We start from the raw sequence: 26413 nt of genomic DNA, 5'->3' as shown, positions 1-26413 counted from the left end.
TATTCTTACCTCGCGAGAGGTTGGGGTATAGTAAATCAAATTGATCACGGAATAAATTATTTCTCGTAGTTCAATGCTTTTTTAATATAACTTGAGTAAATAAATTTCGGTATGGTTAAAAAATATCTATACCTCAGTGTTTAAACTATAATTAACACGAATATCATCTTTAAAAAAAGGAATTTTACTATGAACTTACTTCTATTTATTGTCTTAATTGTTATTTTATTAGCCGTACTTCCGACATGGCCTTATAGTAGCGGTTGGGGTTATTATCCTAGTGGTGGAGTAGGTTTAATTCTCCTTATTCTAATTCTGGTATTATTGTTCCGGGGTTGACTTAACCGAAGGGAACCCACAGCCTGCAGTGGATACCGTGATTAAAACTCGGGCTCCACTGCGATAAATGCACTCAGTTATTTTTATTAAAACTTCTGCAATACCTAAGGGTTACTTCGGACCATCAAGAGAGGTGGATTGCAAGGTGTCATTATCCACTATCTCCTGTTTTTCTGAATTTGGGAATAAAAAAGTAGGAGCGGCAATCTTGTTATTATCACCCTCAAAAATACTAAACTGAGTAAGATTCGCACTGCTAAATTTAGTTCCAGAAGTATTTTTTGCAAATGTTAATCCTTTTTCCGAAAGAGAGATCAGATTGATTTCTTCCTGTATTTTTTTATGTCCAAGATTCACAAGAGATATTTGAGAGTTTAATTCAGCAATTTTGGGCTCAAGCGCATTTAGCTCATCTTTTAATTGCTTCTGCTGCTTACTTAATTCTTTCTTCATTTTTCGTTTCATTGAAGAATCCTGCTTCTGCTGTTCTATAATTTCTATCTGGTGTTTCAGCATCGATGCTTGCAACATCAAACTACCCATAGGAATGGTTACTGATTTTTTGGAGGCTACTTTCATATGTTCCAATTGGTCTCGTATTAAATGTCTGGTGTTTGCTAAATGTTCCAATTTATCTGCGTGACGTTCTTTGAACTCCTCATCCCATTTTTTGTCGGTTATATAATTTTCTAATACAGGTGTTAACTGACTCATAAATCCACTTAAACCCAAAAAGTCCGTCGCCGGGAATAGATCTAAATCCTGAGTCAAACGCGGGGCCATAATAATCGCAAGATTGGCATATGTCATTCGGTTAATATCTTGAAATCTGCCCACTTGGTGCATTAAGTAACAGTAATGATCAAGAATCTCTCCTGCGCGTTGATGATCTATTCTCTTTGAAAGGAGGAGATCACCAATAAAATCATCGAATAATTGAGTTGCCGCACTAAGGTTTTTCTCATCGGGTAAGTCCAACAGCGATTTTAATTTTTTAGCGAAGGTTCCAAGTAATTTGTCTCCTGAATCTAATAATTGGGTGTTTTTAAAAAGTGTGGGTATCATTCCTAAAATGTTGTGGAGATGCTCACTATGTACTTTATTTTTTTCCATTACATAGTGACTTAGAATATCTACGTCAAATTGTTCATGGATAAGTTGATCCAGTAATTTCTCCGTTTCCTCTTTAGAACCAGCGACTCGAAAAGCTCCAGAGATTTTTAATAATTCGGGATTTTGAGATACTAATTGAACAATGCTTCGAAATACATTCACTATGACATTGGTGTTGTAAGGGCCAGGCATAAATTCTCCAGATGAATAAAATGAACGATAATGTTTCGGTTTAAATGTTCAAAAACAGTTATATAACTTAAATGTTATTGAATTCAAATTAGACATCAACCACCATATTGAATCCCCCATAAATCAAACGTTTGCCATCAAAAGGCATCGGGTTGTTATCGGGGTTTAACCGAGGATCTTCCATAGCTTTTTTCATTCCTTCATCACGAACTTGCTTAGATGGCCAAAGGATCCATGAAAAAACAACGATTTCATCCTCCTTACATTTAACCGCCATAGGAAAAGAGGTAATTTTTCCTTCAGGCACCTCATCCCCCCAACATTCAACTAGTTTTAACGCACCATGTTCTTTAAATACCATGCCCGCTTTAGTTGCTTGTGCAATGTATTGCGCTTTATTTGCTTTAGGCACTGCAACAACAAATCCATCCACATAATTCATAAACAACCTCCTTTTAATTTATGAAAAATAACCAGTTTATTAATATGGCACATTTAATTCATTTATTCCAAATATCGCATAATGATTTCTTTTTTTTAAATTAACTTAAAAGCACCCAAAAAACTCTCCTAAACTTAGGCAACCTTCTATAATTAAGATAAGGAAGAACAGATTAGCTAAGCAAGGGGACAAAATTATGTTTAAAAGAATTATTTTATTTCTTGCTACCAACTTGGCCATACTCATAGTTATTTCTTTTATTCTAAGTTTATTCAATATTAGCCCATACCTGACACAATATGGTTTGAATTATAAAGTTCTATTAATTTATGCGGCGATTGTTGGTTTCACAGGATCCTTGATTTCACTTTTTATCTCAAAATGGATGGCGATTCATGCGTTTAATGTCCAATTAATTGATAGACCCACCACTGAAGCAGAATCTTGGCTAATGAATCAAGTAAGGGATTTGGCGAAAAAAAGAAACATCGGTATGCCTGATGTCGGAATCTACGACAGCCCAGAACCTAATGCGTTTGCAACTGGATGGAATAAAAATAATGCTCTTGTTGCCGTTTCAACAGGATTACTCAATTCGATGCAGGAAGATGAAGTACAAGCCGTTTTAGGGCATGAAATGTCACATGTTGCCAATGGCGATATGGTAACGCTTACTTTGATTCAAGGGGTAGTCAACACATTTGTAATCTTTTTTGCCCGTATTGCTGCATTTTTTGTAATGCAGTTTTTTAGAAAAGACAGTGATGAAGAGATACAAGGTGGTTTTGTTTATTATGGGGTGGCTCTTATCTTTGAATTGCTGTTTGGAATTTTAGCCTCTCTGATCGTTATGTGGTTTTCTCGCTATCGGGAATTTCGAGCAGACAGAGGTTCTGCGCAATATGTTGGTAAAGATAAGATGATTAAGGCGTTACAACGTTTGCAACAACTCATGGATAAAACCCCAACAGACGATCGCGCACCTGCGTTTAATACCATGAAAATATCGAGCCACGGAAGTTGGCTTGCTCTGTTCTCAAGCCATCCTCCGCTTGAAAAACGAATTGAAGCATTGCAAAAGTATAGATAATACTTTTTACTTTGGAGCCAATTTAAAATTTATAACCATTTTTTCTTTTTAAAATACCTGAATGGCAACCATGCTGAAATGACCATCATCAGTATCGCTAGCGGGTAGCCTATATGCCAACGTAACTCAGGCATGGCATTAAAGTTCATTCCATAAATGCTTGCTATGAGAGTTGGCGGCAGGAAAATAACGGCGGCTACTGAGAAAATTTTAATGATACTATTTTGCTCGATATTGATCATGCCTAAAGTCGCATCGAGTAAGAAGCTAAATTTGGTAGAGAGGAAACTTGCATGTTCTCGAAGCGCATTAATATCTTTTTGGATTATGTGCATCTCTTTAGAAATATCTGAGTCACTTACTTGTTCTAAGTAAGAAATTAAGCGAGTGAATGATATTAAACTTTCACTGGCTTTAGTACCTAGGTCACCATTAGCCCCTATATACTGTAATATATGTTTATAGTTTGTTTCAGGTGCTGTGTGATTATTTGGTTTTGGATGAAAAATAATTTTAGATATTTCATCAAACTTATCGCTTATTTTCTCTAAAATATCAGCAAGTCTATCTACGGCTGCATCTAACAATCCTACTAATAGAGCATGTGTATCGTACTCTTTTGTTTTAGAGCGGATTAATTTTTTAATAAATAGTTTAAATGGGTGAAGCTCGACATAACGTAAGGTGATTAAACATTTTTCAGCAAGTATAAAGGTTACGACATCGGTTTTAACTTCAGGTAAATCGGATAAAGCAACCATTGTAGCTGTCATGTATATGACATTATTTTCCGTATACAATCTACTGGATGGCTCGATTTCTTCAACTTCTTCTTTAGTTGGTATTTCAATTTTTAAATGTGCTTCTACAATGTGTTCTTCTTCTTTGGTCGGACAAATTAAATCAATCCAGAGTGCCTCTTGAAGTAGATTTTCATTCTCCTCGTTAAGAATCTTGGACTGAATCCGAGACTCAGTTTGGTAATAAATGACTACCATGTGTGATTTATCCTTTTCGGGTTAGAAAAACTCTGTAGCCGTTGTTTTATCTATCTTATCGTTTTTTATTATAAATAAGTAGCATTCATTCTTGGTTGCTTTCATATTAGCAAAATATTGAAAAGTAGATCAGTGTAAGCTAAGTAATTTTATATTTGCGCTTTGTAGTTGGCATGAATACCCCAATTTTTTTAATATGTATTACTAATCATAGTGGTAATTTTTTGCCATTATACTAATACATCATTATGATGTTCTCAAAGGATAACTCTATTTGAACAATATACAGAACTAAAAGGAAGCAACATGTTTTCAAAAATAGATCAGATAAGAGAGAAAAATAAGAAAAAAGTGATAAAAGCAATATTTGAACTCGAAGATATAACTTACGAGACCGTTTCAATGTCTTTACCTACGAAGCTTGCAGAGGGCTCATTAAAATTAGATCATAGTGTTTATATGCCTCTTGATTGCAGTACAGTGAAAGCGAATGGTGTAGGGCGGTATCTTATTTACGATCATCCCGATGAAAAAAATCCTTTTTCTATTTGGGCATTTGCCTTTGCGGAACGACAACAAACCACAATTCATGACCATAAATATAAGGGTACTGTAACCGTTCTTGAAGGGCCAATATCTGAGAAATACTATCGACCCACAAGTGAATCTACCGCGTGTTTAGAGAATCGCATTGACCGTTTTCGGTTCCATTGCAATCGTGATGATTTAAGTGGGATTTATGTACATCAGCTCAAGCGAAGAAAAGGTTTAGGGAAAGGGATTAGTGTGACATTACATATCTACAACATGCCAGCTTATTTAGTGAATTTAGAAGGGGATAAAATAGATCGAAGAAATTTAAAAACAATTTATTCTAAAGATAAAACAATTGATAAAGAGAATATTCCGGCTTATACAGAAGCATACCCTCAGTTAAAATTTGACTAATAAAAAACACCCATAGACAATTCCAGAAAACATAAGCTTATGAGCCAAGGTATATAACTTGGCTCATAAGTATTTTTATAAATTTAAAAATAGAAGTAAGGCTTTTTGTACATGCATCCTATTTTCACTTTGATTAAAAATTATTGAAGCAGGGCTGTCTGGCAAAGTCTCGGATACTTCTTTTCCTCGCTCCATGGGCATACAATGCATAAACACTGCTTCGGGTTTGGCATAAGACATTAAAGATTCCGTTACCTGAAATCCTTGAAAGGCTTGAGCATTTTCTTGCTCCTCAAAGCCCATACTGGTCCATACATCCGTATAAACTGCATCGGCATTTTTAACCGCTTCTTCCGGCTTAGAAAAAACATGAATCATTCCTGTCGTACTATTTTGTGCTTGTTTGACAATTGAATCATTCGGTTGGTGTTCTTGAGGACAGCAGTAATTAATGGTTATTCCTAATTGAGGAGCAAGGAGCATCAAACTATGGAGAATATTATTTCCATCACCAATATAAGTTACTGTTAGTCCATCAAGAGAGTCGAATTGCTCCCATAGGCTTAGTAAGTCTGCAAGAATCTGGCAGGGGTGATGCAATGCCGAAAGACCGTTAATTACCGGTACTTTGGCGTAAGCAGCCATTTCCTGTAATACTTCGTCAGCATGGGTTCTTACCATAATAAAATCGGCATAACCGTTTAGGACTCTTGCCATATCGGCCGGTGTTTCTTGTTTTCTGGTATTACCTACGCTTTCAATGGCGATTCCCCCCATACTTTGAATCGCCATTGCAAAACTTAAGCGAGTTCGAAAAGAAGGCTTTTCAAAAATCATTGCAAGACTTTTACTCGCTAAAGCCTGATGGTATAAGGAAGGGGAGTGTTTAAGCGCTTTAGCGTTCTCCAAAATCTGCAACAATTCTGATGTACTTAATTCAGTTCCTGTCAGTAGATGCTTTGGTTTCTTTGAGAAAGAGGAATTGTTTAAGTCTTCTGATTGGGATGGAGGACAATTTGACTCCAGATCAAATCGTGCTTGTTGTAAATTAATAACAAAGGTATTCGTTGTTACTTCACTGATAGATTGAGAAGGATTTTCTGCAATCGCATTGTGATTTTCTGGGATAGTAAGGGACATATTAGCCTCCATCAATTCATTTATAATGAGTCCTTTAACCACATATTTTCCAATTTTTGAATTTCTCCATTTTCTTTAAGCTTTTGTAATGCTTGGTTAATTTTTATGGTTAAAGGAGAACCTTTTTTGACGACCAATGCATATCCATGATCCGCTTTGGCAATTACAGAATGAGAAAGATCCGTATGTTTTTTACAGTAGATCTTACCCTGAGAACCATCCATTAAAACGACATCAACGAGCCCCGCACTTAATGCTTCAATAGCTTGATTGTTATTATCAAGAACAGTAATTTCGGCCTGAGGAAAATTTTCTCGCACCCAGATCTCCATAATACTCCCCAGTTGCACCGCAATTTTCTTTCCTTTGAGTTGGTTTGGGAGCCTAACCGGTTGATTGGAATGATAGACAGCGGCCATACCTTCAAAATAGTACGGGTCAGAGAAATCAAAATTGATTTTTCTAGGTTCAGTAATTGAGATTGTAGCTATGGCAATATCATCTTGTCCCGAGCTTATAGCAGGAAGAACTGTGCTGAATTGCATATTGTCAAAAACAGCGTTTTTGCCAAGTTCCTTAGCGATTAGTTTGGCTAAATCAATATCGAATCCTTTTATATCCCCATGATCGCTATATTCAAATGGTGGATACTCTGCTGCGGTGGCAAAATGGAGTGAGTTTGGGTTTTCTTTTTTATCGCATGCATATATGATAAGGGTTGTTGCCAGTAAAGTAAGCTTCAATAATTGTCTCATGTGAATTTTTATCCGACATTTATCCATTTAATGAATATATAGATCATTTGTTTTAATGTCAATATAGAATGAATATAATTCCAATATGGAGAATGCGTATTCAATGTGCAAAGCTCGACTGCCTATGAATATGCAAACTGTGTTTTTAGGAAGCTTTACTTAACTATTGAGCAAAATCTAATTGCCTCCATGCTTCGTATAAAACGACCGCAACTGAATTTGAAAGATTTAAACTGCGATTATTTTCACGCATTGGAATAGAAAGAGAGGTATAGGCTTGTAAAATCTTTTTAGGTAAGCCATTGGATTCGGGGCCGAATAAAAACATGTCTTCCGAAGTATATTGAACTTTTGAGTAACAGTTCTGTGCCCGAGTACTGAAAGCATAAATCGTTTTTTGATGATGTTGTTGAATAAATGCTTCCCAATTCTCATATTGAGAGATGGAAGTCCATTCGTGATAGTCGAGCCCCGCTCGCCTTAATGCTTTTTCTTGTAATGAAAAACCAAGAGGATGTATTAAATGTAATTTTGCTCCTGTATTGGCGCATAGTCGAATGATGTTTCCTGTGTTTGGAGGAATTTCTGGTTGATATAAAGCAATATGAAACATAAATTTTATAATAAAAAAAGGTTATATAATTCCGTTGTATGAACAATTCATCTTCACTACTAAGAATATGAACAGTATGAATGGCTCATACAAATAATTAAAATAAAATTGTTATCTAGTATTTTATCTTATTTAGAATGTCAAGGAAGCAAAGTCATCCTGCAATTTTGGATGATTTTGTGAATCGACTTTTTTAACATCTTTAAAAAATGAAATCATACTCCTATCTTGCCGTACGATGAGTGCAGTACTTGAAGTTCTAACTTCAGTTTGAGATTCTGCTTCAGTTCCATAGGTAATATCTAATTCTTCATCTGGAAAAGTAATTGTTGGAGTTCCTTGCATCAAACTATGCTCTGTACTCTCAGAATCTAAAATTTCTACAACACTTACAGAACTTGCATCAGAGACTGTCTCTTTAAATGTGGGTAACGCTCGCGCTTTCGAGTTTAACGAGTCGGTAGCATTTGGGGAGCTTGGCTGCATCAAGGTATCGCTAACCTTTAGGGTATGCTTATGCTCATGGGCATAACCCGCTTTAAGAATTGTGTTGTGGTAGAAGTACGCAAGTTTTTTGGTCTCATAGTAAAACCCATCTAATGAAACTAAACTCGGTATATACACTTCTGCTGAGTAATAGTTAATAGTGGTGTCTTTGTAATGCTCACCTAAACCTTGACCAAAATAAACGGCTAATTGTTTATTGGTATTATGATGATCACAAATATATAGATTAATTGCTGATACACTCTGAGCTAGTTCCGAAGTAAGACCACTTTGTTTTAATCGCCAGGCCATTGAATGGATCGATAGCTGATAAGGTTCTTGCGAAAGATATTGATAATAGGCTTGATTAATATTTATGACATGCTCAGGATCCCCTGTTCCATCAGCAAGAATATAAATTTTTGCTTTGCCTCCCAAATTTTCCTTATTAAAATGAAACTGTGCTTGATCATAATATTCGTAATCTTCTTCTTTTTCCTCAGGATCTTGATACATTACGATACTAGGAATTTTATCACTTTTGTCCTCTGAAGTTCTTAAGTTATATCTCCAGTCTAGGGCTCTTATATAGAGAGAAAAATTATTTTCACTGGCAGTAAATGGAATAAACAACACAATTTTTTGTTTCGGCAGGTTTGAGTCAATTTTTTTTAACATGAGTGAGGCAGAAGCTAATAAATTTAGTAAATTATATAATTCTCAAATTAAGGTATTATTAAGTAGATTAAATTATTAATTCTACGGAATACCGGTTATAAGGAATTAAGTTTGTAATTATTTATACCTAGGGAATAAAACATCTCAACATGAGGTTGGGTAGATAAAAACTGGATACTCCACAATGCAATGGTTCCATCATAATCTAAAAATCGCCCATCAGCGAGTATGAGTGGCTTATTATTGACCACAATGAGGAAATTATCAGTAAACCATTTAAAAATTCTAAAATCGTTCAATAAAGAAGGGGAGTCTTTGACATATTCGGGCAATTTTAGCGATAAGGAAAAAGGATAATTTTTTATCAGTGGGATCCTTGATTCTTTAAAAATTGGGGTCTCGACATTCATGATAAATAGGCGATTTGAAGTTAGGGCAATTCCTCTCCATGAGGTTGAACTTAAAAATTGAGGGAACACACGTACCTTCTGAGAATTTATCTGAAGCCTAACAAGTTCCTCCTGAATGGCTGCCATTGCTCGATAATGTTGGAACCCATTGAATAGCATAAATAGGCTAACTAATATTAAAGCAAGAATCACCGGTATTCTTTTTTTAAAAACAATAGTGCAAATCACTCCTAAACATAAAGGTATTGTAACGAAGGGATCCATAATAGAAACTATATCCCAACTTACTCTGGTTTCGGAAAATGGCCAAAATAAGACGGTCCCGTAATTGGTACATGCGTCGAGCACCCCATGGGTCGCATAACCTATTAGTGCTGCTAAAAAAGTGAGTTGCCAATTGGTTCGGAAGCGCTTAAAAATTAATAGCCCTAAAGTAACAATCAAAGCGCCTATCGGAATAAAGAGCAAAGAGTGGGTGAAGTGCCGGTGATAGAGAAAAAAAAGCAGGGGGTTGCCTGATTCCTGAATTAATACGTCTAAATCAGGTGCCATTGCTGCTAATCCACCAACAAGCCAAGCATTCTGTTTGTCTTTCTTATATAAAATTGCCTGAGAACAGGCGGCTCCCAAGACCGCATGCGTGACTGGATCCATGTTTTATCCCTGTAATATTCTATTAATTTTTAATCCATTTTATGTTGGATGAACAAGAGCTACATAATTATATAATAATCCTAAAAATAAAAAGAGCTAGCTCTGTCATTCTTTGAAGACCAAAGCTATCCCTCCTAAGAAACAAGGCGAAATTGATCCAGATTGGATCAATTTCGCCTTTTTTGACTTATGCTTTAAATTTCGAATACTCGCAACTCAGTGGAAGAGTGGAGGCTGTGGGGAACATATTGGTTCTTGAGAAAAGTCATATTCAGCCATAAGAGTTTCTTTTATTTCCATGGGCGTAGGTCTATTCTCCGGACGTGACGATACCATGGGTAAAAGATGATCAGTGATGATGTCTCTTTCTTCTTCATCAAGAAAGATTAGATCGTTATCAAAGCGGCCTTTCATATTTAAACGGCATATTTCTTTTAACCCCCAGCTGCGTCGAGGTGTGATTCGATGCCCTCCAAAAAGTTCCCCAAGAATATGGCCTAAAGCAAATACATCACTGGCTGTGCTGGTGCCATCCCCTACAAATCGTTCAGGGGCCATATACAAAGGAGTACCTCTTATGTTGGGACCTGCATCATTTTTATGTATTTTCTTAGAAAATGCAAAATCAATAAAAGTTACGATTGGTTTTTTGGGGTCAGAAATATCAAGCATTATATTTTTAAGCGAAATATCATTATGCACCAATCCCTTATTTTCTACTTGCTCTATGTAAGCATCAAGAATGGCGATAGAGATTTTTTTACGTGTTGCGATATCAAGTTCTATCTTAGGGCTACCATATAAAATATCATGTAACGTGGTACCTGATGCTTTTTTGATGAACATGTAAGCACCAAGCTTGCCCGATCCGTCTATAAAAAAAACGGGCTCCCTGGCATTTAAATGTCCTGCTTGCTTCGTTCGTTTATATTCTTGTTTAATGCTCTCACGCCATTGTCCTTCCTCTTTATCTTGTTTAAAGAACATGAGTTTTCTAACTCTTTCCTTATGAGGTTTTGTATGAGCAGGCATAAACTCCACTTCCTCGTTAAGAAAAATTAATTTTCCTTCAATGTGGTCCACTGCAGCATATCTTCCGCTGCCTGCGCGACTATTTTTCATCACTTCAAAACACTCACTGATGCCATCTTTCCCTGAACGCCAATTCAGCTCATGTGTTAATTTAAAATGAATTTGTTTATATATATAAAGAGTGTCCGCTAAAAATACTTCTGGTTGATCATCCCCCTCTAAAAATTCTTTTAGGAATATGCTCTGTTCTTTAGTTAACGCAGTTGGATTAATGAGTATAATTGGTTCCTGCACATCGTTTGTTTTTTCGTCTGTGTTAGATAGTCTAGTCATGGGAATACTTAAATATTAAAAGAATGATATTATACATTTCAATTATTAATTAAGCATTACGTAATTTAATTGAGCAGATAAAATCGATTTAAAGAGAGGAAAACATTACAGCTCAGATGAGATTTGCAATGTTTCAAATGTCCAAAAAAAACGCTATAATGTCAAATTCAAATCTCAATGAGATGTCCTATGACACTTGAAAATACTGTTGATGTGAAAATTGATCAATCAATCGTTATTGATAAAAATAGCGAATTTTTTATCGCCATCGCTAAAAAAGGTGTTCATAGTTTCATAATGTTAGGTGTCATGGTTGACGGCGAACCTAAGTTGTTAGCGAAGGTTGGTAAGGGAAATATTATTGATAAAAGCTTTGGCTCAAGCTGTGTTCAGCAATTCACTTTGTTTGGAAAAATGGTTGGAAGTCATTCAGACGCTGTATTATTGGATGAAGGTCTTGGTGGTACCAACAATTTTCCCGAAATTAGTTATCAAGCCTATGCTATCTCTTTTGATCAATATTTGGAATTTTTAGAGATCACCAGAGCTATCCATCAGGAGCAATTGGATTTCTATAAAAATAGACCCAATCCCACTGGCGAATATAAAAAAATGACCTTTCCAGAACGAGGAGTGTACAAACTCAGAGAAGGCATTCATTGTTATATTCCTGAGGAAGAAGAAACTCTTGGAAAAATCACCCTAAAATATAAAGAGATTGGGACTTTTAAACAACAAAGTGCTCAAGATGCTAAACTTCGCCAAGATATAATTGATGAGTCAAAGGAAATTCATAGCTCTAATACTTGTCGTACTACAGCCCGTTCTCTCCTTAATTATACCTTACATTATCCTGCCAATGTTTCTAGTTTATTTACTATCGATTTCAATTATAAAACAAGACTATGGCATGAGAATACGTTAAAGTCGAATACCTTTTATATCCTGCCCAAGCCCCCAAATTGTTTTCATGTGCCTGCTTCGAAAAGGAAAATACTGGATGAACTATATAAAAAGCTTGAAGATCTACCTAAAAAAGAACCCGGATCCGACGCAACACGCCGAAAATTTAATGAATTAAAAAAACTATATCTGGAAGTAGCGGTTGAGCCTCAGTTATCGTTGAACCAGCTTTTACGCAAAATTATAGAGCATCGGGAAAATAATAGAGTATTATTCGAGACCCGAAGGGGGCACAATTTGCTGAGTAGTATTGTTGAAATGTTTGGGTTTAAAATTAAAACAGGAACTCAGCAAACCTATGAACGAATAGAACAAACCTTAAATAAAGAAATCATGCGAAAAAAAGAAATTGAGTTTGGAATCAAAGAAGTCCAAGATGAGCAAGACAAGGAAAGAAATATTTGCTACCCCAGTTGTTGATTGTTAGCAATCTCAATCATGGATTTCATTTTTAAATTGGTAAGAAAGACCTATTTACCTCGTATTTTTATATGACCTCAAACGTATTTGAATCATCCGCGATATATCATAAGATAAGGTTCAAAACCCATCTGGTGCTGTATACAGGAAAGGTTCACAAGCCCTCTAATGAAAAAAATTAAAAATTATCTCGTCAAGACTGTTTTTCACTTATTTTTTTAGATATCATAGCCAACCCACAATCTAAAGATTCTTCAATTGTTCCTTTGTGGATATCTTAACCCTCCGCTCGATATAAGTTATCTATGATAGATGTATTTCTTGAAAAATCCTGTTTGTTTCTTTAATAACTTATCCCCATTTTCTGTGGATAAGTCTGTGTATAGCCACTGGAATTCATATATCTTAGACTTGAGAACTTATCACATTAATAAGCCTAGGAATGTATTGTTAAGCGCCTAAATGACCAGTCCATTTTTGTAAAAAAAACATTTTGTTACTATATTTATCATATTATCTCTTGAAGGGAATTTAAGAATGTCTCGGCAAAAAGAAAGACAGGAAGTTGAGATAAAAGAACAGCCATTCGACAAAAGTAATGCCTTTATGGAAAGTAGATTGCGCGATATTCTCGAGGCAATTGAGTCTGTAAGACGAGGTGATTTGTCTAAGCGATTAAAGAAAGATCAATATGATATTTTTGGCGAAATAGCTGATTCCTATAATAGTATGATGGAAGGATTAAGCAGCTTTACTTCAGAAGTTACCCGTGTTGCCCGCGAAGTAGGTACCGAGGGGAAATTAGGTGGTCAAGCACAGGTTCCTGGTGTTACCGGCACCTGGAAAGAATTAACTGATAATGTCAATGCAATGGCTGCAAATTTAACCAGCCAAGTGCGCAATATTGCACAGGTAACTACAGCTGTTGCGAGTGGGGATCTTAATCAAAAGATCACGGTTGAAGTTAAAGGCGAAGTGTTGGAATTAAAAAATACCATCAACAAAATGGTTGATAATTTGAGATCATTTTCTGGTGAAGTAACCCGGGTTGCGAAAGAGGTTGGTACTGAAGGGAAATTAGGAGGTCAGGCACAGGTTCCCGGTGTTACAGGCACCTGGAAAGAATTGACTGATAACGTCAACGCGATGGCTGCCAATTTAACGAACCAAGTACGCAATATTGCCCAGGTAGCGACAGCAGTCGCAAAAGGTGATTTGAATCAAAAGATAACGGTTGAAGTACAAGGTGAAATGCTGCAACTCAAAGAAACGCTTAATAAAATGGTGGATAGTTTGACCATCTTTGCTTCAGAAGTAACCCGGGTGGCTAAAGAAGTTGGTACGGAAGGAAAACTTGGCGGTCAAGCACAAGTACCAGGTGTTACGGGTACATGGAAAGAATTAACGGATAACGTGAATGCGATGGCAGCTAATTTAACCAGTCAAGTACGTAATATTGCCCAAGTTGCTACCGCCGTTGCAAAAGGGGATTTGAATCAGAAAATTACCGTAGAAGTACAAGGTGAGGTATTGCAACTAAAAGAAACAATTAACAGGATGGTAGATAGCTTGACGATTTTTGCTTCAGAAGTAACCCGGGTTGCAAAAGAAGTAGGTACCGAAGGAAAATTAGGTGGGCAGGCACAAGTCCCCAATGTGACAGGCACATGGAAAGAATTAACCGATAATGTCAATGCAATGGCTGCAAATTTGACGAGCCAAGTCCGAAATATTGCCCAAGTTACGACAGCTGTAGCGAGCGGCAATCTTAACCAGAAGATTACTGTTGAAGTAAAAGGTGAAGTATCCGAATTAAAAAATACCATTAACGACATGGTGGATAACTTAAGATCTTTTTCAGGCGAGGTAACCCGAGTCGCGAAAGAGGTCGGTACCGAAGGTAAATTAGGTGGTCAAGCACAAGTTCCTGGAGTTACCGGAACATGGAAGGAGTTAACCGATAACGTTAATGCAATGGCAGCAAATTTAACCAGCCAAGTTCGTAATATTGCCCAAGTTGCAACTGCTGTGGCGGATGGTGATCTCAATCAAAAGATTACGGTGGAGGTAAGTGGAGAAATTCTCCAGCTTAAAGAAACACTGAACAAGATGGTAGATAACTTAAATCTATTCGCCGCTGAAGTAACCCGAGTTGCGAAAGAAGTGGGTACCGAAGGAAAATTAGGTGGCCAGGCATCAGTCCCAGAAGTAGGTGGGACTTGGAAAGAGTTAACCGCAAACGTTAATGCAATGGCCTCTAACCTTACCGATCAAGTACGTAATATTTCAAAAGTTGCTATTGCAATTAGTGCAGGTGATTTAACGCAAAAAATTACTGTAGAAGCTAAAGGAGAAGTATTACTTCTAAAAGAAACCATTAATAAAATGGTGGATGACCTCAATCGCTTAGCAAGTGAGGTATCTCGTGTGGCTCAAGTCGCGGGTAAAGAAGGCCGATTGAATGAGCGTGCGAATGTTGAGGGCGTGGGGGGCAGTTGGAAAGATATCGTAGACAAATTAAATAATCTTCTTAATTCAATTGCCACTCCCGTGCAAGAGGTTATTCGCCTCGCGGTCGCATTGTCTATGGGAGATGTATCGCAACGAGTCAGTATCGAAACCCAAGGCGATATCAGAACTTTATCCGATGCACTGAATAAATCTTTCGATGATTTAGGAGCGTTAATTCGTTTTGCTATGGATAGTTCTACCAAAGTTTCCAGCGCGTCAGTACAGTTAGCGGATATTTCCAAGCAAGTTAGTACGACGTTACAGCAAGCTGCAAGTACCACACAGCAAATAGCTGTTGGTGCGAAAGAACAGGCGAAAAAACTAGAATCGAGTACGCGAATCGTTACGGAACTGTCTAAATCAATTCAACAAGGGGCTACCAATTCACGTAGTGCAGCAGAAGTGACCCAAGAAGCTGCAAAACTTGCAAGCAGAGGAACCGATGCAGGAAAACAGGCGGCTACCAGGCTGAAGTCTATTGATGATATTGTGAAATCAAATACCGATACGGTAAAAGATCTGGATAAACGCGCTAAAGAAATTGGAGTAATCGTTGGCACGACAAAAGGTATTGCCGATCAAACGAACCTTCTCGCTTTAAATGCGGCAATAGAAGCTGCACGTGCGGGGGAAGCTGGTCGAGGGTTTGCGGTTGTGGCCGATGAAATTAGGAAACTTGCGGAAGGGACTAAAAAAGCAGCGGTCCAGATTGAAGGCATGGTTAATACCATTCTTGAATCAACGACACAAGTAGTAGAAGGAATGACCACGGGTACACAAAAAGTTACTGAATCAATCGATATCGTCAATGAAGCATTAAGGATTCTTAGTCAAATTAGTTCAGGGACTCAAGAGATCACAGTCAAAGCGCAAGAAATTTCTACTGCTACATCAGAGCAAGCGAAGGCAGCTTTAGCTGTTGCCAAAACCACAGAAGAAATATCGGCCACTTCAGAACAAGCAGCAGTTGGTGCAGAGCAGATGTCTTCTTCAATTCAACAGCAAACAGCCAGCATGCAACAAATGTCTGTGTCTGCTTCGAATCTATCGGTTTTATCCGATGAGTTAAGAACAGCATTGAAGCGATTTAAAGTGGCATATATGGCCTCTGAGACACACGTGCTTAGGAGTGAATAATGCCGAATAAATCACACCTAACCCTGAAATCAAAAGAACAACAATTGGTGCAACTTATTGTATTTCGCACTGGGAATGAAGAATTTTGTATCCCAATCAATGACGCACAAGAAATTATCAAGGTTGTACCGATCACACCTATTCCAGATTCTCCTTATTTTATGCGAGGGTTGATCAATGTACGTGGGGATATTGTAGCAATTATTGATATTAAGAAACTATTTTCTCTACCCAGTATCGATATCGATAATCCGAAGCATATTATTATCACAAAGCAAAGAAGTGGAATTTTTGGTCTCATTGTTGATGAAGTAGTAGAAGTTTTGCGCGTAAATGGAACAGATATAAATCAAAATCCATCCAGTATTGTAAATATTCATGAAAAATACGTGGGTGGAGTTGTTATCTATGAAAATCGTTTAATCATTTTATTAGATTTATCAAGCATCCTAACTCAAGAGGAACTTATAAAATTATCAGTCATAGAACGTAATTAAAGAATGATTTCCGGAAACACCGGTCATCAGTTGTGGTTGCAACATCGAGTCGCTCACAAAGAGCGTCTTCTATTTAAGAGTTTGCAACAACTAATCGGTAACTGGAATCTGAGAAAACTAAGGAAAGATAGGGTAGATCTCAGTTTAGGAGAACATAATGGGGAAGATGGTGATGATTGTAGATGATTCCAAATTTATGCGGATAATTTTAAAAGATATTTTAAAGAGTAATTTTGCAGATCTCGATATCATAGAGGCTGATGGAGAAAAAGCCGCTCTACTTCATCTTAAAAAAAAATCACCCGACCTCGTGTTATTGGACATAGTCATGAACGCAAGTGAAATAGAAGGAATTAAACTCTTAGAAAACATTCATGATAAATATCCCCATCTCAATGTATTAATGATTACATCGATTGGTCACGCATCGATTAAAGAACAGTGTAAAGCCTTAGGAGCTAAAGGATATATTCAAAAACCGTTTGAGATTGATCAAATCAAAAATGAACTTAAGAGCTATTTATAACTCGTTATAGGTGTTGTAAATGAATGAAGACATAAATAAATATATGGAAGCTTTTCTTAGTGAGGCAAATAATCATATTAAAAATATGAACTTAGCTCTTATTAATTGGGAAAAACATCCAGGTAACAAGAAAAATCTTCAAGATATTTTTCGCAATGCCCATACATTCAAAAGTATTTCTGCCACTATGGGATTTCAACAAATAGCAAATTTAAATCATGCAATTGAAGATTTATTAGATGCGATTCGCACTAAAAAAATTACACTGAAAAAGTGTATAAATCTTTTATTTAATTGCTTTGATTTTCTAAAAGAAAACATAAAAGAAATTGCTAAAGGGCAGCCCGAATTTGATACAGCCTCACTGATTGAAAAAATAAATTTGATATTAACGAATAATGAGAAACAAGGAGCGGATCTCTCATCGCTTGAATTATTTAGCGGCATGGAATCAATCACAAGCGTCGAAGTGAATGTGGACCGTCTCGATAAATTGCTCAATCTAACTAAAGAATTACTTATTAACAAAATGAGGTTGGAAAGTTTAAGCGAAACCCTTCAATCCTCTGAATTAACTGCAACCCTTGGTAGTCTAAATCAAACACTAAATGAGTTACAGTATTATGTAATGCAAATACGTCTAGTCCCTATAGGATTTGTTTTCGATCGTTTTTCCCGTATGGTCAGAGATCTCGCCGAACAACAAAAAAAGCAAGTAGAATTTTACACTGAAGGCAGAGAAATTGAGGTTGATCGTTCCTTAATCGACGCAATAAGCGAGTCACTTGCCCACTTAATCAAAAATGCGATTGATCATGGCTTGGAAACCAGCGAAATCAGGAAGACCCGAAGAAAATCTGTAGAAGGAAGCATCAAATTAAGAGCTAAACGCCAGAAAGAATCAGTAGTTATTGAAGTAAGTGATGATGGTGCTGGACTCGATCTCGAAGCGATTAAAACTATTGCTGTACGTCACAATTTATTATCCACAAACGCAGCAAAAGCAGAAGTAACCAAGGCCATCTTTTCTGGGATTTCTACTGCAGAAAAAGTTACAGATATTTCAGGAAGAGGGTTAGGCTTATCTATTGTTAAACAAACAATCGAATCCATTAATGGATCGATTGAAGTCGAGACCGAAAAGGGAAAGGGGACTCAATTTATAATAAAAATCCCTTTAACCTTAACCGTTATTCTTGTTTTATTAATACGTCAAGGTAATCAGATTTATGCATTACCCTTAAATAGTATAGAACGCTTAATAACGATACCATATCAGGACATAGCATCTCTCTTGCACCAAGAGTCTTTTGTATATGATGAAATGAATGTCCCTCTCTTACGCTTGTCCGTTATTTTTAAAGAAAAAGTAACATTAGAAGAGAGCCGGCAATTTATAGTCGTCTTAAGAAAAGAAGAAGAATTAGTAGGTGTAATTGTAGATAGCTTGCTGACAACAGAAGAAATTATTACCCAGCCCATAAATCCAACTATTCGAGGTAGTAAATTATTTTCTGGCACAGCATTATTGGGATCGGGGGAAACCATTTTAATTATCGATGTCGATGAGCTTTTTCTATGCTTAAAATCTAAACAGGCGGGATGAACTATTATGAAGATAGGGAAACGATTTAACGAATTAATGAGCTTTGCAGCATCAGAAGCAACCTTTGCACTTTCAGGATTGTTAGACCAGCAGATAAAACTAGCGCATGTCGATGTGACCGTTAAAGTAAGTGAGGTACAAAATAGTATAAAAGATAATATAAAAGAAGAGTTAGCTCAAATTAACCCTAACACCGGGGGCGCGATAATTATGACGACCCCCTTAATCGGCACTTTAGAGGGGATTGCTTCATTTATCTTACCCGTTACATCCGCTTTTAGATTATGTGATGTTCTTTTACATAGAAAGCTTGGATCAACAACTCAACTCGGAAGTATTGAAGAGTCTGCATTGCTGGAGTCGGGAAATATAATTGTCAGCTGTTTTTTAAATGCATTAGGTTATATATCAGTTCTTGATAATATTTTGCATAAAAAAATGACACTTAGGGTCAGTACTAATAATGAAGCTCCTAATTTAAGCTATCTAGCTTCTCGTGGTGAATATATAGTACGCACTAGCTTTTATATGAAACATAGTGTTCAAGATGAGGAGCAACGTATGGATATTGATGGAATTTGTGTTTTTTTCTTTGAAAGTGCGAAAGTTACAGCCCTATTAAATATGCCTCATAATCCTGAAAAAAGCTGTTGATTTAAAAGAATTTAATCGCCTTTCTTTAACTGTTCGATCTATTACATCTCCTAAACATTCATACGTTATAAATATTAAAAGGTTTAATTAACGCAAAAACTCATGTCGTAGATAAATCATTCCACCAAAACGGATGTTATGCATTACTTCATCTTTGAGGTTTTTTGGGAGATAGCTGCCTAATTCTCTATATAATTAAAACTTTAGTTCCTGGATTAGCTTTTACCCAATGAGCGACATACTCGATATGGTTATTTTTGCCAACTGCAATGCATCCACGCGTGGACCAAGGTAAGTTACTTAACCAACTAATACGACTGGAGGACTGGGTAGGTCCATGGATACCAACATCCCTTCCTGAATATCCTGCAGCTAATTGCTTTGAAGTTGGATAGAGAATTGGAATAAATACTTTAAATTGATTTGATTTTCTTGGATGAGCTAACCCATATAAACCTATCGGAGTTTTATTATCGCCCGCGCGTTTTTTGCCCACACCTTTATTTCCGATGGCAATTTTAAATGTCTTAATTACAGTGCCTTGTTTACATATGTTTAAAATTCTTTTTTTAGTATGTACATTGATTCCGTTTGCTAAAGGACAGGGTGCAGAACTCGACCACACAGCCATAGGAAAAAAAATGGAAACCATTAGAAATACTGCTTTTATTTTCATATAAGAAGACTAATATTATTTAAACTGGCCAATTATTATCCCATATTATGGGTTTTTTTCATAGTGGTTGATGGCTTAAATCGTTGGGCATCATCTTATGAGAAACCTTATTTAAATATAATTCCAATTATTAATCTTTTTGCTACCTAAGCTCGTTCATTCGAATCAACCGCGTTTACACGTTTCAGGAAAATTGAATTCCATGCACACTACATCGGAGGATATTTTCATTGATTATTTTTTGTTCAGTTAAGTTGCCTGTGCTATGATTATTAAATAAGCTGAGTGTATTTTATGGTGTCATTGTGGCGGTCATGAAAAGAGCAATGTTCTTTGTTGGGGCATGCAACCGTGCTTCTTTATCACTTGTAGCAAGTTATCATCTTCGATTGAGTCCTCGTTCTTACAGCGAAAGATTGAAATCTTTACGTGTATTTCCCTTGTTTGGCGATCTTGTTACAGACAACAACTATCCAAATCTTTTTGTAAGGAGACCACTATGAGAAGGCGTTTCTTAGAGGTGGATAAATTAACGGGTGTAGGCATTGCTTTTCGCCGAGCAGTTATAAGTCATGCTACGCGATCGGGTACTTTGTTTTCATCCACAGATTATCCTTATAAGTCCACTGAACAACAGAATATAGGACATTCCGAATTATTGAACAGTTTACCGATAGCCGAAGATATTTATTTTCGGGGCACACCAGGCACAGAGGAAATAAATGAGATTATGCACTCAGGTGAAATGGGAACAGGAAAATATTCCAGAAGAGAACCAAGCTTAGAAATACCTGAGTTTATTGAGGAGAATAATAGTTGTTATCTTGTCTCTGCATCTCCTTGTCCTCACACAGTACAGGACTATGCTGAAGGCTTATCGGTACTACCTACCAAAGGGTATATTATTGTGATGGGCTTGCCTAAAGTCTCTATTCGCCCTCAGCTAGTACTTCATCTCGATAGGGAGCTGTATGAGGAATATGCAAGGTTCAAAAATGAAAAGGAGGAACCGGGAATCCGTCATATGTATAATTCAATTGTGAGTACAGCACAGAGGAACAATGAAGTTACTATCGTTTTAGGAACTGATAAACAAGATAATTGGAGGCCAATAATTGGTACCGATATCATTAAAATTGTTGAAATTACCGCTCCTGGTAAGTTTCTAGGAAAGTTTATGGCTGCTAAAAAAGTTCACAGTCGAACCATCGATAATGAGGAATTTGTAAAACGCCCATGGGCTCTAGAGATTGCAACCACCAGGAGTTCAGATCTTCCTGAGTTTAAACCCGCTTATGAGCGCATGAATAGACGAGCCGATGAATTAGGTTTGATAACTTCTTCTGATAGAAGACTGATCACTATTGATGATGTAAAGGGGGTTATGAGAGCCGGTATACTGGAAGAATTTTCACGAGGTTACACTGCGGATAGAACGCTTGTATTTAGAGAGGTTCCACGGGAAATTGCAATCGGCAATGCTGAAGCACTAACTGAGTTCATGATTTCTGAGCTTAAGTCTGAACTTACCTTGCAAGAAATAGTTCGTGCTGAAAGTCCCTCACATTTTTGACGAAGCGCCAGTGCATGAACTGTCTTGGAATTTTTCTAAGACAGTAGGAATGAAAATTCATAAAATGTGTCATGGCCTCTGAGCAGTATATTAGAAATACCTGCTATACTTAATATGAGAGACATATACGCACAATATATTCTTACCGATTCCTTTTTTTAATAGTGAGCCTCCATGACTCATATGTTGTTAATGAGTTTTGATGATAGTAATTTTTTGAATCTAAATTGTACCCTTAATCGATTTTTGGAGTATGCGTTCGGTTTAATTAATAAGACTAATATCCATTTTTGTTACATTGGCACCGCCGGTAACGATAGATGGATCGAACGAGTTTTTTTTACTCGATTTGTTCGTGCAAAATTTGGAAAAAATATCACCACTTCTGAATTATCCTTGACAAAATCACGGCGCACAGAAAAACAACTGGAAGACTACATTACTCAACAAGATATACTTTTTATTGGCGGTGGTGATACCGAAAAAATGTTGGAGATATGGAACAAATCGGGATTTAGCTTTATCTTAGATAAATTGAAATCTGAAAATCGATTGCCCCTTTTAGCCGGTGTAAGTGCGGGTGGAATGTATCCTTTTCATTCGGGATTGACTGATTCTACACCAGGACATTATACAGCAATGTCTTGCTTAGGTTGGTTTAAAGAAAGTTTCTGTCCTCATGCTAATTCGAAAAGAAAATCGCTTTGTGCGTATAGCAATAATCAATATTTAGAGCGCATGGATGCGTACATAATCGCAGTAAGACAAGGATTATTACCATCCGGCTTTGCTGTGCCAGATAATTGCATGCTCCATTTCGAAAATTTTAATTTAGTAGGTGTTATTTCCTCATTGAAAGAGAATAAATGCTACTATGTGACTGATCAACAGGTTACTGATTTAGATACAGTGTGCACCGTGAATGCGAATGATCCAACCATCCGTCTCGAATGTTGGAGTACCTTATTCAGGTATATAAATTATTTCAAACTATGCACAGCAAAATTACAACTGAACAATGGCTGATCACTTTATCGGAAAGGAGTACTCTTTAAAAGCTCATAATAATGATGAGCCCATTATTTCTAATAAATTGGAACCAATAACTCTGCGAAATTCTGGTCTTAAATTACCCGATATGATGAGATAGGATTTACCCTGTTCATCTCGATCAAACCAAATATTTAATACGTTTTTTTCAACTATCTTATCATCATGATACGCTTTAATTGGCATTTGACTAAACCCAAACAGCTTTGTTTCAGAGTTATTATTAAGGAAATGATTCAGGATGTTCACATTAACAAAAAAACTATTATTTTTCCGTGCCAAAAACACTCGCCCAAACATTACTAAAATTTCATAATTTAACTTATATTTATGAAAAATGCCTGTATATATTTTTGCAAAAAGTTTTATAAAAAAATTGCCAATTTTTTTATTTTTCCAGTTTTTTTGCATCAGAAAGGCAATTTTTATTATAGTGGGACATGATTGGTAATAATAATTTTCTATTCGTGAATTTTGGACTTGCTTTGCTAATTCGAGTAGAGTGACTGAGTGATTTAAGTCGATTTTAATAACATCATTTCGGACAAAAAGTCCTATCGCATGATCATAAGCCTCATGATCACGAATCGATTTTACAAAATTAATAATCGCTATTTTGTTTTTCTCATCGAGATAGGGTGCCAAAACATAACCCGTGGCTGCGATTAAAGTATCTCCAATACCAATTCGGTTTTTTTTGCAAAAGCTCTGTAGCCCCTGCAAGATATTATGGGGTATTTCAAAATAGGTAGTACACGATGAAGTTATGCTGTTTAAAATTTCATTCTGTGGAAAAGCCAGTGAGGGAATATCGGCTAAATAATGATCCCAGAAATCCATATATTTAAGTAAGTTTTTACTAAGCTCTCTTTGTTCTTGTTGAATGTAATCGTAAAAAACTAATTCAGTTTTTTTCTCGACAAACTCTGATTCGTTTTTATAGTCAACATATGCATTAGAAAGCTCATTCAATAGGATTTCTGCGGATATTTCATCTGAGATAAAATGAGATATAGCTATTTGAATTTCACAAGAATTAGTTCCTAATCGAAATAATTTAAAGAGAATCATAGGTAATTTTCTATTCCATTTTCGATGTTCTAATTCATCTAGTGATTCATGTAGTTCGTGTTCTTGTTCTTCCAATTTTAGATCTCTAATATCCTGTTCAATTACTTCAAATTGAAGAATATTCTTTTGTGGACGTTGTAATGGCGAATATCTTGGGATTGTAGAGCATAGAACTGGATGATTTTTACACAGTAATTCAAAAATAATATCTAATTTCTTTTTATCCAAATTACCCGAGATTCGTTTTCTAATTACGATATTGGCTAGATTCGATCTAGGGTAAAACAGTTTCATCAACCAGAATAAAAATTGCAATTCATTTAAGGGCATTTGCTTTAAAAATGGGAGGCGATCCTTTCCATTTTCATCTTCCAAAATATCGTCTGCTGCATCAATTACACCAGCAAGACGAGCAATTGTTTCGGAATGATATAAATCCTGTAAGTAAATTTTTTTATGGGCGATTTTCCTAATCTTTGTAATGAGCCTAGCCGCTGATAATGAATTGCCTCCTAAATCAAAAAAATTATCGTGGATGCTAATATCCTTTAGGTTTAAAGATTCTAACCAGATTTTTTTAAGGATGGTTTCAGTTTCGTTTCGTGGGGGTATAACTTGCTGAGGCTCCTTAGCTTCTGGTTTAGGTAATTTACTTTTATCTAATTTTCCACTCGCAGATAAGGGGAGCTCTTCCATAACCACAAAATGTGTTGGAACCATATAATTAGGTAATAGGTTTTTAAGATAATCACGCAAATCATACGTGTCTAATTTTCTAGGGTCTTTGGGAATACAATAGGCAACTAATTGTTTTTCTTCTAGTTCCCCGTGCTCGGCTCTTGCTAAAATAACAACATTTTGAATGCCAGGATAAGATGCCAAACACTTCTCAATTTCACCAATTTCAACTCGAAATCCTCTAATTTTAATTTGATCATCTATCCTTTCGACAAATTCAATATTACCGTCGTGTAAATAACAACATAAATCTCCGGTCTTGTACAACCTACCCGTGCCAAAAGGATTTTTAACAAATTTTTTCTCAGTTAATTGTTTTTTATTCAAGTAACCTTTAGCAATACCATCCCCCCCGATATAGAGCTCTCCCAACGCCCCAACGGATACTGGTTGCATATTTTTATCTAATATATACAACTTGGTATTTAAAGCGGGTTTTCCAATTGGAATTCGATGCTTATACTGATCTATATTATGTTCATCAATGAGAATCCATGATGAGGCAACAGTGGCTTCAGTGGGACCATATTCACAAAATAGTTTATGGGTTGGAAATTTTTTTAACCAGTCATGGATATCTTTTGCTAACAAAGTCTCTCCACCAAAGACAATGTATTTTAAATCCAGCCTTTTTTCCTCGTTCAATACAATGCTGTTGATTTGTCTGAAATGACTTGGTGTGATTTTGATGATAGAAACATGTGCATCTTGCAAATGCTTTAAATATAAATAGGGATCTCTTTTATCTGTTTCAGGACAAATGGCAATTTTAAGACCTTTTAACAAGGGGAATAACGTACATGCCACTGCAAAATCGAAAGAGATAGAAGATGAAAAATCAATGATGTCGTCCGATGAAACTGAAATAGCTTTACCAAACCAATGCACAAAATGATGGACATTACGATGAGTTATCATTACGCCTTTTGGGGTACCAGTTGATCCGGAAGTGTAGATTACATAAGCTAAATCTGTTGATTTATTTATGTGGGTTGGATTGTTGGTAGGGTACATGGCTCTCTTTGATTGGATTGCTTCCCAACAAATTACTTGAGATCTGGCCATATCATCAAATTGATCCGCTAGTTTTGAATGAGTAATTAGAATTTTTGTATTTGAATCAGATAATATAGTTTTTTGGCGAAGAACAGGGTTATTAGGATCCAATGGAATATATGCTCCCCCCGATTTCAAAATTCCCAGGATGCAGATTAATAATTCAAAACCCGGATCCATGCAGAGGGCGACTAAAGTATTTTGTTTAACTCCAATGTCTCTTAAATAATGAGCCAATTGATTGGCTTGATTGTTGAGATCTTCATAATTAAGGGTATTTGATTTATAGATTAACGCCACTTGCTTTACTACCTGCTCGATTTGTGTCTCGAACAATGCGGGTATGATTTTGTCATAAGTATATTTAGAGCGAGTTTGATTCCATTCTTTTAAAATTTTATGTTGCTCCTCTAAGCTCATATCCGTTGATGGTGAGGTCATACTTAAGCCTATAGTAATAAACCAATAAATTTATATAAAATTTTAGCACCTAAAAGCTACCTACTAGGAATAGGGAAAACATTTATTAAAAAGTGGACACCTCGCTTTGTAAAACCCTTAATTATGTTAACTTAAAACAATCCGACCATGTTAAAAGAATTTTACTTTTGGGGTTAACATTAGGTGGCGAGTACTATGATTTTAGCACCATTAATCATGTTTGCTACGCTTGTTGAATCATTTATAATAAAATATTTATCACTCGGTACCC

The 26413-nt window shown here is 36.3% G+C and carries 22 protein-coding genes; 11 read left to right on the top strand and 11 right to left on the bottom strand.

Translation table 11 applies throughout. The annotated features are described in order from the left end of the window. The first annotated feature begins 189 nt into the window (after positions 1–189). Positions 190–339: a DUF3309 family protein gene (locus HBNCFIEN_RS11115; RefSeq protein ID WP_182391150.1), complete on the top strand. Its 150-nt coding sequence runs from the start codon at positions 190–192 to the stop codon at positions 337–339. Positions 340–450: 111 nt separating this feature from the next. Here the strand turns inward: HBNCFIEN_RS11115 and HBNCFIEN_RS11110 are convergent, their stop codons facing one another. Both HBNCFIEN_RS11110 and HBNCFIEN_RS11105 read right to left on the bottom strand, forming a co-directional pair. Beyond that, complete coding sequence (locus HBNCFIEN_RS11110; protein WP_182391149.1) at positions 451–1644, bottom strand: RhoGAP domain-containing protein; 1194 nt, start codon at positions 1642–1644, stop codon at positions 451–453. A gap of 88 nt (positions 1645–1732) precedes the next feature. Then, a complete protein-coding gene (locus HBNCFIEN_RS11105; protein ID WP_182391148.1) occupies positions 1733–2086 on the bottom strand; it encodes a DUF1428 domain-containing protein in 354 nt (117 codons plus the stop codon). Positions 2087–2282: 196 nt separating this feature from the next. On the opposite strand from HBNCFIEN_RS11105, the gene htpX reads away from it, so the two are divergent. Next, the gene (htpX, locus tag HBNCFIEN_RS11100) at positions 2283–3176 is read left to right on the top strand and encodes a protease HtpX (protein WP_182391147.1); all 894 of its coding nucleotides are present in this window, start codon (positions 2283–2285) and stop codon (positions 3174–3176) included. Between the two features lie 29 nt (positions 3177–3205). On the opposite strand, the gene HBNCFIEN_RS11095 is transcribed toward htpX, so the two are convergent. Then, positions 3206–4174, bottom strand: coding sequence for a magnesium transporter CorA family protein (locus tag HBNCFIEN_RS11095; protein ID WP_182391146.1), 969 nt, complete (start codon positions 4172–4174; stop codon positions 3206–3208). Positions 4175–4480: 306 nt separating this feature from the next. Between HBNCFIEN_RS11095 and HBNCFIEN_RS11090 the strand changes: the two genes are divergently transcribed. Then, positions 4481–5122: a cysteine dioxygenase gene (locus HBNCFIEN_RS11090; RefSeq protein ID WP_182391145.1), complete on the top strand. Its 642-nt coding sequence runs from the start codon at positions 4481–4483 to the stop codon at positions 5120–5122. A 75-nt stretch (positions 5123–5197) separates the two neighbouring features. Here HBNCFIEN_RS11090 and argF read toward each other — a convergent pair whose 3' ends face one another. From argF to HBNCFIEN_RS11060, 6 genes are all read right to left on the bottom strand, one after another. After that, on the bottom strand, positions 5198–6262 hold the full coding sequence (gene argF, locus HBNCFIEN_RS11085; protein ID WP_182391144.1) for an ornithine carbamoyltransferase: 1065 nt from the start codon (positions 6260–6262) through the stop codon (positions 5198–5200). 20 nt (positions 6263–6282) lie between these two features. After that, complete coding sequence (locus HBNCFIEN_RS11080; protein ID WP_182391143.1) at positions 6283–7017, bottom strand: ABC transporter substrate-binding protein; 735 nt, start codon at positions 7015–7017, stop codon at positions 6283–6285. Positions 7018–7180: 163 nt separating this feature from the next. Beyond that, positions 7181–7630: a tRNA (uridine(34)/cytosine(34)/5-carboxymethylaminomethyluridine(34)-2'-O)-methyltransferase TrmL gene (gene trmL / locus HBNCFIEN_RS11075; protein ID WP_182391142.1), complete on the bottom strand. Its 450-nt coding sequence runs from the start codon at positions 7628–7630 to the stop codon at positions 7181–7183. A 132-nt stretch (positions 7631–7762) separates the two neighbouring features. Further along, positions 7763–8794: a hypothetical protein gene (locus HBNCFIEN_RS11070; RefSeq protein ID WP_182391141.1), complete on the bottom strand. Its 1032-nt coding sequence runs from the start codon at positions 8792–8794 to the stop codon at positions 7763–7765. 95 nt (positions 8795–8889) lie between these two features. Next, entirely contained in the window at positions 8890–9858 is a 969-nt protein-coding gene (locus HBNCFIEN_RS11065) for a metal-dependent hydrolase (protein WP_182391140.1), read from the bottom strand. A 216-nt stretch (positions 9859–10074) separates the two neighbouring features. After that, positions 10075–11223: a protein kinase gene (locus tag HBNCFIEN_RS11060; RefSeq protein ID WP_182391139.1), complete on the bottom strand. Its 1149-nt coding sequence runs from the start codon at positions 11221–11223 to the stop codon at positions 10075–10077. 189 nt (positions 11224–11412) lie between these two features. Between HBNCFIEN_RS11060 and HBNCFIEN_RS11055 the strand changes: the two genes are divergently transcribed. The 6 genes from HBNCFIEN_RS11055 (at position 11413) to HBNCFIEN_RS11030 (ending at position 19537) form a co-directional block, all read left to right on the top strand. Then, a complete protein-coding gene (locus HBNCFIEN_RS11055) occupies positions 11413–12606 on the top strand; it encodes a hypothetical protein (protein ID WP_182391138.1) in 1194 nt (397 codons plus the stop codon). Positions 12607–13143: 537 nt separating this feature from the next. Beyond that, positions 13144–16254, top strand: a complete 3111-nt coding sequence (locus tag HBNCFIEN_RS11050; RefSeq protein ID WP_182391137.1) for a HAMP domain-containing protein — start codon at positions 13144–13146, stop codon at positions 16252–16254. Further along, positions 16254–16751 carry a chemotaxis protein CheW gene (locus tag HBNCFIEN_RS11045; protein WP_182391136.1) on the top strand — a complete coding sequence of 166 codons (498 nt, stop codon included), beginning with the start codon at positions 16254–16256 and terminating at the stop codon, positions 16749–16751. The genes HBNCFIEN_RS11050 and HBNCFIEN_RS11045 overlap by 1 nt, the downstream gene beginning before the upstream one ends. Before the next feature lie 157 nt (positions 16752–16908). Continuing rightward, positions 16909–17277, top strand: coding sequence for a response regulator (locus HBNCFIEN_RS11040; protein ID WP_182391135.1), 369 nt, complete (start codon positions 16909–16911; stop codon positions 17275–17277). A gap of 19 nt (positions 17278–17296) precedes the next feature. After that, a complete protein-coding gene (locus HBNCFIEN_RS11035; RefSeq protein WP_182391134.1) occupies positions 17297–18883 on the top strand; it encodes a chemotaxis protein CheA in 1587 nt (528 codons plus the stop codon). Between the two features lie 6 nt (positions 18884–18889). Further along, positions 18890–19537: a hypothetical protein gene (locus tag HBNCFIEN_RS11030; protein ID WP_182391133.1), complete on the top strand. Its 648-nt coding sequence runs from the start codon at positions 18890–18892 to the stop codon at positions 19535–19537. A 187-nt stretch (positions 19538–19724) separates the two neighbouring features. Here HBNCFIEN_RS11030 and HBNCFIEN_RS11025 read toward each other — a convergent pair whose 3' ends face one another. Beyond that, positions 19725–20213, bottom strand: coding sequence for a L,D-transpeptidase family protein (locus HBNCFIEN_RS11025; RefSeq protein WP_182391132.1), 489 nt, complete (start codon positions 20211–20213; stop codon positions 19725–19727). Between the two features lie 499 nt (positions 20214–20712). Here HBNCFIEN_RS11025 and HBNCFIEN_RS11020 point away from each other — a divergent pair, with 499 nt between their 5' ends. Together HBNCFIEN_RS11020 and HBNCFIEN_RS11015 are read left to right on the top strand one after the other, a co-directional pair. Continuing rightward, positions 20713–21786, top strand: coding sequence for a hypothetical protein (locus HBNCFIEN_RS11020; RefSeq protein ID WP_182391131.1), 1074 nt, complete (start codon positions 20713–20715; stop codon positions 21784–21786). A 174-nt stretch (positions 21787–21960) separates the two neighbouring features. Further along, positions 21961–22812, top strand: coding sequence for a Type 1 glutamine amidotransferase-like domain-containing protein (locus HBNCFIEN_RS11015; RefSeq protein ID WP_182391130.1), 852 nt, complete (start codon positions 21961–21963; stop codon positions 22810–22812). Between the two features lie 33 nt (positions 22813–22845). Here HBNCFIEN_RS11015 and HBNCFIEN_RS11010 read toward each other — a convergent pair whose 3' ends face one another. Further along, a complete protein-coding gene (locus HBNCFIEN_RS11010) occupies positions 22846–26142 on the bottom strand; it encodes an amino acid adenylation domain-containing protein (protein WP_182391129.1) in 3297 nt (1098 codons plus the stop codon). Positions 26143–26413: the final 271 nt, after the last annotated feature.

This window comes from Legionella sp. PC997, assembly GCF_014109825.1.
Taxonomy (GTDB): domain Bacteria; phylum Pseudomonadota; class Gammaproteobacteria; order Legionellales; family Legionellaceae; genus Legionella.
Note: the sequence above shows the minus strand (reverse complement) of the source record. Positions and strands in the feature narration are given on the sequence as shown.

Coding starts and splice junctions, on each gene's coding strand:
- HBNCFIEN_RS11105 (WP_182391148.1), bottom strand. CDS start 2,086: ATGAATTATGTGGATGGATTTGTTGTTGCAGTGCCTAAAGCAAATAAA.
- HBNCFIEN_RS11070 (WP_182391141.1), bottom strand. CDS start 8,794: ATGTTAAAAAAAATTGACTCAAACCTGCCGAAACAAAAAATTGTGTTG.
- HBNCFIEN_RS11090 (WP_182391145.1), top strand. CDS start 4,481: ATGTTTTCAAAAATAGATCAGATAAGAGAGAAAAATAAGAAAAAAGTG.
- argF (WP_182391144.1), bottom strand. CDS start 6,262: ATGTCCCTTACTATCCCAGAAAATCACAATGCGATTGCAGAAAATCCT.
- HBNCFIEN_RS11025 (WP_182391132.1), bottom strand. CDS start 20,213: ATGAAAATAAAAGCAGTATTTCTAATGGTTTCCATTTTTTTTCCTATG.
- HBNCFIEN_RS11010 (WP_182391129.1), bottom strand. CDS start 26,142: ATGACCTCACCATCAACGGATATGAGCTTAGAGGAGCAACATAAAATT.
- HBNCFIEN_RS11050 (WP_182391137.1), top strand. CDS start 13,144: ATGTCTCGGCAAAAAGAAAGACAGGAAGTTGAGATAAAAGAACAGCCA.
- HBNCFIEN_RS11035 (WP_182391134.1), top strand. CDS start 17,297: ATGAATGAAGACATAAATAAATATATGGAAGCTTTTCTTAGTGAGGCA.
- HBNCFIEN_RS11115 (WP_182391150.1), top strand. CDS start 190: ATGAACTTACTTCTATTTATTGTCTTAATTGTTATTTTATTAGCCGTA.
- HBNCFIEN_RS11110 (WP_182391149.1), bottom strand. CDS start 1,644: ATGCCTGGCCCTTACAACACCAATGTCATAGTGAATGTATTTCGAAGC.
- HBNCFIEN_RS11045 (WP_182391136.1), top strand. CDS start 16,254: ATGCCGAATAAATCACACCTAACCCTGAAATCAAAAGAACAACAATTG.
- HBNCFIEN_RS11015 (WP_182391130.1), top strand. CDS start 21,961: ATGACTCATATGTTGTTAATGAGTTTTGATGATAGTAATTTTTTGAAT.
- HBNCFIEN_RS11020 (WP_182391131.1), top strand. CDS start 20,713: ATGAGAAGGCGTTTCTTAGAGGTGGATAAATTAACGGGTGTAGGCATT.
- trmL (WP_182391142.1), bottom strand. CDS start 7,630: ATGTTTCATATTGCTTTATATCAACCAGAAATTCCTCCAAACACAGGA.
- HBNCFIEN_RS11055 (WP_182391138.1), top strand. CDS start 11,413: ATGACACTTGAAAATACTGTTGATGTGAAAATTGATCAATCAATCGTT.
- htpX (WP_182391147.1), top strand. CDS start 2,283: ATGTTTAAAAGAATTATTTTATTTCTTGCTACCAACTTGGCCATACTC.
- HBNCFIEN_RS11065 (WP_182391140.1), bottom strand. CDS start 9,858: ATGGATCCAGTCACGCATGCGGTCTTGGGAGCCGCCTGTTCTCAGGCA.
- HBNCFIEN_RS11080 (WP_182391143.1), bottom strand. CDS start 7,017: ATGAGACAATTATTGAAGCTTACTTTACTGGCAACAACCCTTATCATA.
- HBNCFIEN_RS11060 (WP_182391139.1), bottom strand. CDS start 11,223: ATGACTAGACTATCTAACACAGACGAAAAAACAAACGATGTGCAGGAA.
- HBNCFIEN_RS11030 (WP_182391133.1), top strand. CDS start 18,890: ATGAAGATAGGGAAACGATTTAACGAATTAATGAGCTTTGCAGCATCA.
- HBNCFIEN_RS11095 (WP_182391146.1), bottom strand. CDS start 4,174: ATGGTAGTCATTTATTACCAAACTGAGTCTCGGATTCAGTCCAAGATT.
- HBNCFIEN_RS11040 (WP_182391135.1), top strand. CDS start 16,909: ATGGGGAAGATGGTGATGATTGTAGATGATTCCAAATTTATGCGGATA.